Here is a 10,668-nt window from a genome sequence, read left to right on the forward strand (position 1 = left end):
GGCAGGTAACCATGGAAAATATCGTTTAACAACTGATATCCCTATATTACCCAAAAAGAACCCTTCTACCACAGTCTGACGACCTGGAGAAGGGTTCCCGGTATTACCTTATAATTTTAATAAAGAGTGTCCATGAGTAAAGCTAACGCTTCTGCGGGCTTAGACCAGCACGCCACCAATTGGTCTAACGGGTTCGCTCTTGCCGTATTGCGGTTTCGAGCTGCGGGCAGGATAGGCCCATTTTACAGCGTTGCTGATCACTTTCAAGATTTCCGGATTGTAATACGTCGGGTACGTTTCATGTCCGGGCCGGAAATAAAAGATTTTGCCTTCGCCTCGACGGAACGTGCATCCGCTGCGGAATACCTCTCCGCCCTGGAAGTTGCTCACGAACACCAGTTCATCCGGTACTGGAATATCGAAGAATTCACCGTACATCTCTTCTTTTTCCAATACGATCTTGGCGTCGATGCCTTCCGCAATCGGGTGAGACGGATTGACACACCACACGATCTCCTGCTCATCTGCTACACGCCACTTGAGATCACAGCTTGTGCCCATTAACGCTTTGAAAGGCTTCGAGAAATGACCCGAATGGAGCACAATCATACCCATACCGTTCAATACACGTTGCACTACCTTCTGTACAATCTCGTCGCTAACGCGATCATGTGCCATATGTCCCCACCATATAAGCACATCTGTGGAATCCAGTACCTCATCACTCAAACCGTGTTCAGGCTGATCCAGTGTAGCTGTACGAATCGCAAATCCCTCACCGCCAAGTCCGTCAGCAAGTGCACGGTGCAGACCGTCCGGATATACTTCTTTTACTTCATCATGTATTTTCTCATGGACAAACTCATTCCAAATGGTGACGTTAATCATATTCAATTTCCCCCTAGTATAGCTCTAAACCCACCACATATCGCCCAGCGGTTCCTCGATCAATACTTGCTGGAGATTTTGCACGGCTTTAGAGAATCCTTCTTCAACCGACATTAGACCGTCTTCATGTTCAATACTTACCACATAATCATATCCAACCAGACGCAGGGCACTCATAATGTCCGCCCACGTTTTGTTATCATGTCCGTAACCCACAGAGCGGAACTGCCAAGCACGATCCAACATGTTCGTGTAATCCTGCATATCCGTTACCCCGTGTTTATTCACGTTCACCGGATCAATCGTTGTATCTTTGGCATGGAAGTGATGAATAGCATTTTCACGGCCCAAAATGTGGATCGCCTGTACCGGATCAATGCCTTGCCACCACATATGGCTTGGGTCAAGGTTAGCACCAATGACTTCGCCTGCGGCTTCACGTAGTCTCAGCAACGTTGCAGGTGTATGCACGGAGAATCCACCGTGTAGCTCCAGACCTACTTTTACGTTACGATCCGCGGCAAATTTGCCCCACTCCGTCCAGTAAGGGATCACTTTGTTCTCCCATTGCCATTTCAAAATTTCTTGAAAATCATTTGGCCACGGCGCCACAGGCCAGTTTGGATACTTGGCATCCTCATGGTCTCCCGGACAGCCCGAGAATGTATTCACAACAGGTACTTCCAGCTTTTCAGCCAGCTCTACCGATTTTACGAAATCATCATGGAAACCCTTTGCAATATCTTTTTGCGGATGCAACGGGTTGCCGTGACAGCTAAGAGCGCTGATCGTCAGACCGCGTGATTCCACCGCATTTTTGAAGTTTTTAAGTGCTGTAGGATTGCTTAACAATTCATCTGGCTTACAATGAGCGTTCCCCGGGTGTCCACCTGTTCCGATCTCTACTGCTTTAAGTCCCTTGGAAGCTACATAGTCAAGTGCATCCTCTAATTTACGTCCACCGAATAGTACCAAAAATACGCCGAGTTTCAAGTGCAATTCCTCCCTGATTTAGATAATGTATGATTGCTGTGTTTTGCTGTTCCGTTCTCATGCTTGTTTAGTTATTGTGGAAAAAGAAGCATGATTCTATCCCGAAAATTCAACGTTATCACTCATGGATCTTCAAGCTTAAAGCTTCATTATCCATTAATGAGATTCAACTGTTTCGTTTTCGGATGGACTGGCATTGGTTGTTACAACGCTGTCATAGGTGCTCTCCAGATGAATGTGCTTGCCTTCCAGAGAAGAACGCTGAAATGCATGCATGGCTTCAAGCACATGATATGCCAGCTTGCCGCTTGCTTTATGCTCGCGTCCGGCACGAATGGACTCCACCATCTCGGTTAGTCCAATGCCCCTCTCATTGTGGCCACTTTCGAAGGCCGGCTGAACTGTCTCCCATGTGTCTTGACCATAACGGCGAAGCTTGACTTCACCATTAAAGAAGTTAGGGTCAGGTACACTAAGTGTGCCAGCAGTACCATAGATTTCGATACGTGGCAGATCCGAAGCGCCGCGGATATCAAAGCTTGTAATCATCGTTGCGATAGCTCCGTCCGCAAAATCGATCGTTCCAGCCAAATGGGTCGGTGTTTCGACACGAAGCGTGGTTCCCTCTTTTGGACCAGAACCAACCTTGCGATCAGCAATCTGAATGCCTGCAGACGCGCTGATCCGGCGGATCGGGCCAAGTAGCGTAATGAGAGCCGTCAGATAATATGGGCCCATGTCAAACATCGGCCCGCCCCCTGCCATGTAAAAAAACTCAGGATCAGGATGCCATGCCTCCGGCCCTCCGCCCATAAAGAAGGAAGTAGCCGCAATCGGCTTGCCAATCAAACCTTCTTCGATGGCTTTGCGAGCAGTCTGGATGCCTGATCCAAGGAACGTATCCGGCGCAGAGCCAACGTACAGTCCCTTTTCCTCGGCAAGCTCGACTACTTTGCGTCCATCTTCCAGCGAAATGGCCAGCGGTTTCTCGGCATACACATGTTTGCCTGCTTCCAGAGCAGCCAGATCAGTCATGGCATGACTGCCCGGAATCGTCAGGTTCAGCACAAGCTCAATCTCGTCATTCTGTAACAACTCATCTACATTGTAAACGTTTGCGATATTAAATTCATCTGCCCGTTCCTGAGCACGCTCACGGATCAGGTCAGCGACCGCCACAACCTCGATATAAGGATTGGTTTTAAGATTCTCTAAGTAAATCGCACTGATATTGCCGCAGCCGATGATGCCTGCTTTCATTTTTTCCACGATGATGTTCATCTCCTTACGCATGTAAGAACCATGTTCATTTGTTTAAAATGCTTGTTGAAACCATAGTTTGTTTATGTTGCTCAACTCTAAGTCTATGGTATTCTGTTTGCGCTTCAATTAAAATGAATAATATGATTGAAACATGAACTATCTGGTCATAATTTTGGAAATCACACAAGGAGTATACCTATGCCAACAGACTTTTCCTGCCAAGTTCTTACAGCTGGCTTTTCATTTCATCGCAAACCTTATAGCATGGTACAACTGGACGGGGTAAAAAATTACTTGATGCGACTTCAAACGGATGGACGCTGTCGTGCTCGCATTGATGGCTCCATGTCCAGAGTTGACGCAGGAGACTTGCTTCTTTTTGACCCGGATGAGCCTTATGAACTGAGAATAGACAATGAGTACAATCCTATGGGGGAGCGGCTTGTGGAAAGTGGGGACTATCATATTTTCTTCAACGGTTCCTGGGTGGATGAGTGGTGGAAACACCATAAGCGGCCGACTCGAATCAAGGTTGAATTGTCCGAGAGTCTGTTAACTCTGTTCAGACAGTTGATTCTGGAGCAACGTCGCCTTTCCAATCCTTATCCCGAGATTTCGAGTTATTACATGCGTATATTATGTCTGGAAGTGGATCGATTGTTATCCGAGCATCCAACCCATACGAAAACCAATTATGTTGCTTATGAAATTAAAAATTATATCGAGGAAAATGCTTCTTCTCTGTTCAAACTGGAGGATGTGGCAACGCATCTGGGCATTAGCGTGTCACGAGGGGTGCATCTTTTTAAAGAAACGTTTGGCAAAAGCATTATGCAATATACGCTCGATGTAAGGCTTAATATGGCCAGAGAACGGATTATTTTTAGTCCGATGACCCTCGAACAAGTCTCCGAATCATCCGGTTTTAACAATTATACATATTTCCATCGTGTGTTCCGCTCCCGATTCGGCATGTCACCAAAAGAATTTCGCCTTATTCACCGGGAACAAATGTAAGCAATTGCACGTCAAACACTGTTTAGCGTGCAATTGCTTACCATTATGGTGATGCAGTAGTATACGCCTTTTACACTTATTTGCGCGCGGCTATGGCCTCGGACACGACCATAGCGAGGTCTTCATTGCCAAACATAGAGAGTACACCAAGCACAGTATCGTCTGGAATATCTCCAGCCTCCTCCTTGGGAACAATCAGCTTCTGTACCTGCTGCAAGCGCTCATTGCTCTGTTGCTCGGGATACGCTTGCCGGTACATCTCTTCGGGGTCCAGCTCGTTATTTACACACCACTGAGCAAAGACCAAAATCATCATCTCTTCTTCCTGCTTATACGACTCAATGACGGCGTCCTCAATTTGTTTGTTGCGTTCCTTTTGATACTCATCCATGCTTTGTTAGCGCTCCTTTATCTCATTCAACTGTACACTGTATTTACTTATCCCGTAATCAGCTTCTCAGCCAGCTCATGACTGTCCATGACATAACTCGCACTGATCTGGCAGTCATCGGGTGTATGCAGACAAGCAAGGAAATGATCTACAGCTCCGGCGAAACCTCTGCGTGCCAGTACGGTATCCCAGCTTCCAAATGTCTCTTTTGTATCCAGTTCCCCTTGTTCTGCATAATAAGCTGTATCCATATTCACGACTTCTACGGATCTTCCTCCGCCGTGCATCTCTACCTTTTCCAGATCAGCGCCTGCGGCACGAATCATTTCGAACCGGGCGAGTGCCGTTTTACCTTGCTTGGCTGTTCCAGCCGCGTGCAGCAACCTACCTTGATCATCTTGGCGAAGCCACTGATGCACAAGTTGCACATCGTTGTCTGCATACCATAACATCAGATCGAGCATATGAATGAGATCATCATAGATGGTCTCGGCGGCCGGGCGATCTTGTAAACCTGTGCGATGTTTGGTCAGGGTGAGTGTTTCGTAACCCTTTCCGCCATGCATCCATTCTTTCGCCTTTAGATACATCGGTGCGAATCTGCGGTTGAATCCAACAGCAAGTAGCAAGCCCTGTGCTTCTGCGAATGCCGTCATCTCTTCAGACTCCCGCAAGGTATAGGACAATGGCTTGTCTACGTAAACGGCCAGTCCCTTCTCCAGACATGCCATCACAATCTCGAAATGGGATTCTGTTGCCGTATGTACAAATACCGCATCCAAATCCCAGGACAGCAGCTCTTTCAGATCGGTTGTGCCCCGCTCAATGCGATGCGCCTGACCAATCTCCTTTACTGGTTCAGGTGACCGGTTCATAATGCCAACAACCTCTATACGCGGATGGGCCGTGAGCAGTGGCAAATATACTTTACGTGCGATTCCCCCGAGTCCGATGATTGCAATTCGGGTGCGCTTGATCGTTTCCATGATGAGCATTCCACCTTCAGCTATTTTCATTCGTCAGCCTTCATTTGTAATCCGGCCTATGACTTTCTCCGTCCTATAGTGTAACCTCTCCGCCTCTAACTTGCCAGTGATCCGAAGTAATAGCTGTCTACATTGTTCACAAGATGGCCTGTCGTGGTAAACTTATAAGGGATAGCAGAACCGGATGAGACTCTGAGTCTCCAAGGATCTGAATTGAAAGGAGCGTTTGGCTTTTGCGAAAATGGTTAGGGCTCCTCGTTTATGTTTTACTTGCCGGAGTCACGTTTATTTACAGATATGAACTGCTGGCATGGGCCGAGGATCATCAGTCCATACCGCTTTTACTTTCCTTGGCAACCCTGTTTGCCCTTGTACCTGTTATTCCCTACAAATTTGTTATTATTGCTTTTGGGTACAGCTACGGTATAACCATGGCTGCATGGATATGTTGGCTCGGCACAACGCTGGCGGCAATCCTCGTCTATGCTGGAGCAAGAACTATTTTCCGGGAACAGGCTCGGGGTTATCTTGAACGTATCCGTGGATTGAATCGGTTCACGGTCTGGATGGAAGCACATCCGTTCATGGGCGTGATGACGATGCGTTTACTGCCCGTGGTTCCCCAGATGGCTGTTAACATCTATGCGGGCATTACGTATACTCCCTTCTGGGTGTTCTTGACCGCGACAGCGATTGGCAAAATGCCTGCAATCTTTGTATTTGCCTACGCAGGGGCACAGGCCGGTTCATCGATCTGGCTGAGTTTGGGAATACTGGCGGGATATATGATCGTTATGGCTATGATTTTCATGTTGTTCCGCTATCGGTCACGTAAAAAGGCTTGAGGCCGTACTGAACAACTTTTCCAGTCTGCTTCATGCCTGCTTGCGCGATCCCGCTTGGTTGACTTGACCATTCGGGATATAATAGAAGAGTAAGCCTAATATTCATATTTAGAAATTTAAATATAACGATGATTGCTGGAGCCAAATACAAGCGCCAGATTCTTTCATCAGAAATGGAGTGAATATAGCATGGAACAACAGTCATTGGAAAAAGCAACATTTGCAGGCGGATGCTTCTGGTGTATGGTATCCCCTTTTGAAGAACTGCCTGGTATTCATAAGATCGTTTCAGGCTATACGGGCGGACATACCGAGAATCCTACGTATGAGGAAGTATGCTCGGAAACAACAGGTCATGTGGAGGCGGTGCAGATCACGTTTGATCCGTCCATCTTCCCATATGAGAAGCTGGTTGAGCTCTTCTGGCAGCAGATTGATCCAACCGATGCCGGTGGACAGTTCCACGACCGCGGATCATCTTATCAGACGGCGATCTTCTACCACAGTGAGGAGCAACGCCAGATTGCTGAAGCTTCCAAAGCTGCGTTGGAGCAAAGCGGACGTTTTGACAAACCGATCTTTACCCCGATTCTGCCGGCCAAACCGTTCTATGAAGCAGAAGAACATCACCAGAACTATCACCGCAAAAACCCTGCTCACTACAAACGGTACAGCAAAGGCTCAGGCCGTCAGGACTTCATTGAGCGCAACTGGTCGGGTAATGTGGACAAAAGTGGACTTAAGGAACGTCTGACTCCGCTTCAATATGAGGTAACACAGAATAATGCCACGGAGCCCGCGTTCCACAACGAATTCTGGGATCATCACGGGGACGGCATTTATGTGGATATCGTATCGGGAGAGCCGCTGTTCAGTTCTACCGACAAATACGATTCGGGTTGCGGCTGGCCAAGCTTCACTCGTCCACTTCGAGACTACAACGTGAAGGAAAAAACGGATCTTAGCCATTTCATGATCCGTACCGAAGTCCGTAGCCGCGAAGGGGATTCCCACCTGGGGCACGTATTCCCGGATGGCCCTACGGAAGCAGGAGGATTGCGTTATTGCATCAACTCCGCGGCACTTCGCTTCGTACCTAAAGAGGACCTGCAAAAAGAAGGCTACGGCGAATACACCATCCTTTTTCAATAAGACTAATACAAAAAAGAGCAGTGGGATAATATCAATGTTCCCACTGCTCTTTGTACATACATCCTTATCTAAATAAAATGTAGAGTCCCCGCAGTCAAGACTTACGTTACGGTTCCTGCATAATGAATCGGGCTAAGATGCCCATTGCTGTAGCCTTCTCTTCGCAGACTTAATTCTTCTTATATATTATATTCACTCAATACACGGGTAATCTGTTCCGTAATTCGATTATACTGCTGATGAATGAAGAAGTGGTCCCCTGGATATACACTTAGCGTACAGTTCCCCTTCGTTACTTGCTTCCATGCATGCATGTGTTCCATGGGAATCGAGTCGTCAGCCCCGGCAAGAACAGTTATATCTGTATTTAACGATTCTCTCTTCCCTGCCCAGTGGTAGCCCTCCACGATCTGCAGATCTGATCTAAGCAAAGGAATAAAGATTTCTGCCAATTCTTTATTTTCAAATACTTCTCGTGACATGCCGCCAAGTTGAAGCATTTCCTGTACAAACTTATCGTGAGGTAATGCATGTAGTGCTTTTTTATGTCTTGTTATATGCGGAGCCTTTCTCGCGGCCACGAAAAGATGCGCTGGATCTCTGCCCTGCTTTTCCTTAATATAGTGAGCCAGTTCATAAGCAATGAGACTTCCCATACTATATCCAAATAAAACAAACTTCTCCTCGAACAAGTGGGATGGAATGGATAAATAAGCATCCTCCACAGCCTGTTCCATGGATGTGTACGGAGGTTCATTCATTCTTCGTCCTCTCCCGGACAATTCAACCGGATGTAACTGAATATGAGAAGGAAGGTTATTACGCCAGCGGTAATACATCATGGATGAACCCCCGGCATAAGGAAAGCAGATGAGATGTATACAATTCATGAACTTCCTCCAATTTCTAGTCTACAGCCTGATGTGCGACTTCCGGATTCAATGTGTTCACAGGAGCGTTTTGTTTACCAAATTCAATTCTCATACCTGGAAGAATACTCAAGATCATCACTGTTACCGAGATGACATAGACGATAAATAAGGAAGTGTTGTTCATAATTACACCCGCCATGGAAGAACCGAGGAGCATGGCCCCCATAAATAATGGGGTAATGGTACCATTAACCCTCCCAATCAAGCGCTCATCAATCTGGGTAACTAAATATGTGGAGATAATGACGTTAATAAAAGCAAGACTAATGGAACTCAGGAAACTTATCACAAGAGTGAGCCAGAACCAACTGGATAATACTTCACCCATGGTGGTTACCACAAGACACATTACACCTACTATAAGTGTCAGTGTTTGATTCATTTTGCCACTGAAAGCAGCAGCAATTCCACCACCGATTAAAAGCCCCAATCCAGATACACCAGACAAAAACTGTAACGACGTCTGTTCCAATCCCAAACGTTCAGTGATCAGAAATATTTCTAGAGGGCTGATGAGACCCGAGGAGAGTCCTACACAAATGAATACCAAACTAAGCATTTTTAATGAACGGGATTGCCCGACATATTGCCAGCCCTCCTTGATATCTGCTAGTAATGAAGTTTCCGTTTTCTGCTGAGCTGAATCCTTCGGCAGAAACGTAAGAAGAATAGCAGAGGTTATAAACAAAATAAGTAATGCATACATTGAGGTTTGAATCCCCATAACGGTATATATGAAAGTTCCGACGATAGGGCCGAGAATTAGGAAAAGTGATTGACCACTCTGTGTAATGGCAATTGCGGACTGCACATGCTCTTCCTCAACATTACGCTTTACAATTTTAACTGATGACGGCTGTGAAAACTGACTAACGATAGAAGACACAAAAGTAGCAACATATAAAATCTGCCAATAACCGGAAGATAAAACGGCAATGATCATAACAATCGATAACGCACTAAGGATGTCACCTATTATCATGGTACGTTTAGGATTCCAACGATCAGCAAGTGCACCTCCAATGATGGAGAAAACGAAAATCGGCGCATATTCAAGTACAGTAATTAGTGATACTGCTATCGGATTTCCCTGGGTTTGGTCCATAACATAATAAAGGATCGCCATATTTCGTATCCATATAGCCAGATTCTGCAGTAGATCAGACCCCGTGACAATAAGAAACGCTTTGTTCCTGAACAATGTACTCATTCTCCATCTCCCTTTAAACCGACTGTCCGGTTTATTAATTTTCAAAAGAAAAACTGATTATACATCAGCTTTTCATGATTGAAGTTGTTGGATACCCACTAACATGCTGGCAATTCCTTTTTTGTAGAGACGTCTGATATCGGTCAGGTCCTTCTCATAATAAAGGGTGCTTAATCCATTAAAAAGACCGTTAATAATGTGCATTAAATCCTGTGGATCCTCGGGCTTCAATTCGCCATCCTCGATCCCTTTTGAAATGATCCGCTCATACGTTATATAAGGAATACGGATCAGGGACAACATCTCATCGAGCATCTCTTGACTGACCACCTGACCTGAGACAAACTCGTTAATCGAATGATTGAGCGGATTCGCCAAATCGTCAACATAATGATCTGCAAGGCCATATAGTTTATCTACGGATGTCTCATACTGATGTTCCTTTTCGAGCCATGAATCCATCCACTCTTCGTTATTGAGTTTGATGAGATACATGAAAAGTTCTTCCTTACTTTTGAAATGATAGTATATACTGCCTTTACTCCGATTGTTAATTGTACATATGTCCTCCATGGAGGTTGCACCATATCCTTTTTGGGCAAATAACTCTTTTGTATTACGAGCAATATCTTTCTTGATCTGAGCGACATCTTTTCTCCGTTTGACTTCGATTGAAGATCCCTCCACAAAAAGACTGACCATTCAGTCTAATAGTATCACACCAAAAATTTCACGTCAATGCACTTTATGTATGTCCCCTCTTACATATCTCATATTTTTCTGAGATTTGCAAGAGGGGACCTTATGAAAAATGAAATTATTATTGATTCGTTACTTTTCACCCTCATCTTCTTCTTTGAAAGCATCACTTAATTCCTGTCTAATCGTCTCAGGCAATTTTTCTGTTTCTTCCACCAATTCATTGATCTCTTGAGGCACCTCTTCGTCCCTTACAACCCCGAATTTGAAAAATTTGCTCATCTTTTTTCTC

The 10,668-nt window shown here is 45.6% G+C and carries 12 protein-coding genes; 3 read left to right on the forward strand and 9 right to left on the reverse strand.

What is annotated here, in order from left to right; translation table 11 throughout:
- Positions 1-159: 159 nt before the first annotated feature.
- The 3 genes from Q9R46_RS13645 to Q9R46_RS13655 form a co-directional block, all read right to left on the reverse strand.
- Positions 160-888 carry a ThuA domain-containing protein gene (locus Q9R46_RS13645; protein ID WP_145413147.1) on the reverse strand — a complete coding sequence of 243 codons (729 nt, stop codon included), beginning with the start codon at positions 886-888 and terminating at the stop codon, positions 160-162.
- Between the two features lie 24 nt (positions 889-912).
- On the reverse strand, positions 913-1,881 hold the full coding sequence (locus tag Q9R46_RS13650) for a sugar phosphate isomerase/epimerase family protein (RefSeq protein ID WP_090922589.1): 969 nt from the start codon (positions 1,879-1,881) through the stop codon (positions 913-915).
- A 156-nt stretch (positions 1,882-2,037) separates the two neighbouring features.
- Positions 2,038-3,150 (reverse strand): Gfo/Idh/MocA family protein, encoded by a 1,113-nt coding sequence (locus Q9R46_RS13655; RefSeq protein WP_311280401.1) that lies wholly within the window; start codon positions 3,148-3,150, stop codon positions 2,038-2,040.
- Positions 3,151-3,342: 192 nt separating this feature from the next.
- Here Q9R46_RS13655 and Q9R46_RS13660 point away from each other — a divergent pair, with 192 nt between their 5' ends.
- Positions 3,343-4,161: an AraC family transcriptional regulator gene (locus Q9R46_RS13660; protein ID WP_090922593.1), complete on the forward strand. Its 819-nt coding sequence runs from the start codon at positions 3,343-3,345 to the stop codon at positions 4,159-4,161.
- A 76-nt stretch (positions 4,162-4,237) separates the two neighbouring features.
- Here the strand turns inward: Q9R46_RS13660 and Q9R46_RS13665 are convergent, their stop codons facing one another.
- Together Q9R46_RS13665 and Q9R46_RS13670 are read right to left on the reverse strand one after the other, a co-directional pair.
- Positions 4,238-4,552, reverse strand: coding sequence for a hypothetical protein (locus Q9R46_RS13665; protein ID WP_145331852.1), 315 nt, complete (start codon positions 4,550-4,552; stop codon positions 4,238-4,240).
- 47 nt (positions 4,553-4,599) lie between these two features.
- Positions 4,600-5,538 (reverse strand): Gfo/Idh/MocA family protein, encoded by a 939-nt coding sequence (locus Q9R46_RS13670; RefSeq protein WP_311280402.1) that lies wholly within the window; start codon positions 5,536-5,538, stop codon positions 4,600-4,602.
- A gap of 233 nt (positions 5,539-5,771) precedes the next feature.
- On the opposite strand from Q9R46_RS13670, the gene Q9R46_RS13675 reads away from it, so the two are divergent.
- Both Q9R46_RS13675 and msrA read left to right on the forward strand, forming a co-directional pair.
- Positions 5,772-6,383 (forward strand): TVP38/TMEM64 family protein, encoded by a 612-nt coding sequence (locus Q9R46_RS13675; protein WP_311280403.1) that lies wholly within the window; start codon positions 5,772-5,774, stop codon positions 6,381-6,383.
- Positions 6,384-6,572: 189 nt separating this feature from the next.
- A complete protein-coding gene (msrA, locus tag Q9R46_RS13680; protein ID WP_123062293.1) occupies positions 6,573-7,535 on the forward strand; it encodes a peptide-methionine (S)-S-oxide reductase MsrA in 963 nt (320 codons plus the stop codon).
- A 179-nt stretch (positions 7,536-7,714) separates the two neighbouring features.
- Here the strand turns inward: msrA and Q9R46_RS13685 are convergent, their stop codons facing one another.
- From Q9R46_RS13685 to Q9R46_RS13700, 4 genes are all read right to left on the reverse strand, one after another.
- A complete protein-coding gene (locus Q9R46_RS13685) occupies positions 7,715-8,425 on the reverse strand; it encodes a thioesterase II family protein (RefSeq protein WP_311280404.1) in 711 nt (236 codons plus the stop codon).
- Positions 8,426-8,441: 16 nt separating this feature from the next.
- Entirely contained in the window at positions 8,442-9,677 is a 1,236-nt protein-coding gene (locus tag Q9R46_RS13690; RefSeq protein WP_311280405.1) for an MFS transporter, read from the reverse strand.
- A 72-nt stretch (positions 9,678-9,749) separates the two neighbouring features.
- Entirely contained in the window at positions 9,750-10,379 is a 630-nt protein-coding gene (locus Q9R46_RS13695; protein ID WP_311280406.1) for a TetR/AcrR family transcriptional regulator, read from the reverse strand.
- 129 nt (positions 10,380-10,508) lie between these two features.
- Positions 10,509-10,658 carry a hypothetical protein gene (locus tag Q9R46_RS13700; RefSeq protein WP_311280407.1) on the reverse strand — a complete coding sequence of 50 codons (150 nt, stop codon included), beginning with the start codon at positions 10,656-10,658 and terminating at the stop codon, positions 10,509-10,511.
- Positions 10,659-10,668 lie beyond the last annotated feature (10 nt).

It is taken from the genome of Paenibacillus sp. RRE4 (genome assembly GCF_031844205.1).
Taxonomy (GTDB): domain Bacteria; phylum Bacillota; class Bacilli; order Paenibacillales; family Paenibacillaceae; genus Paenibacillus; species Paenibacillus xylanexedens_B.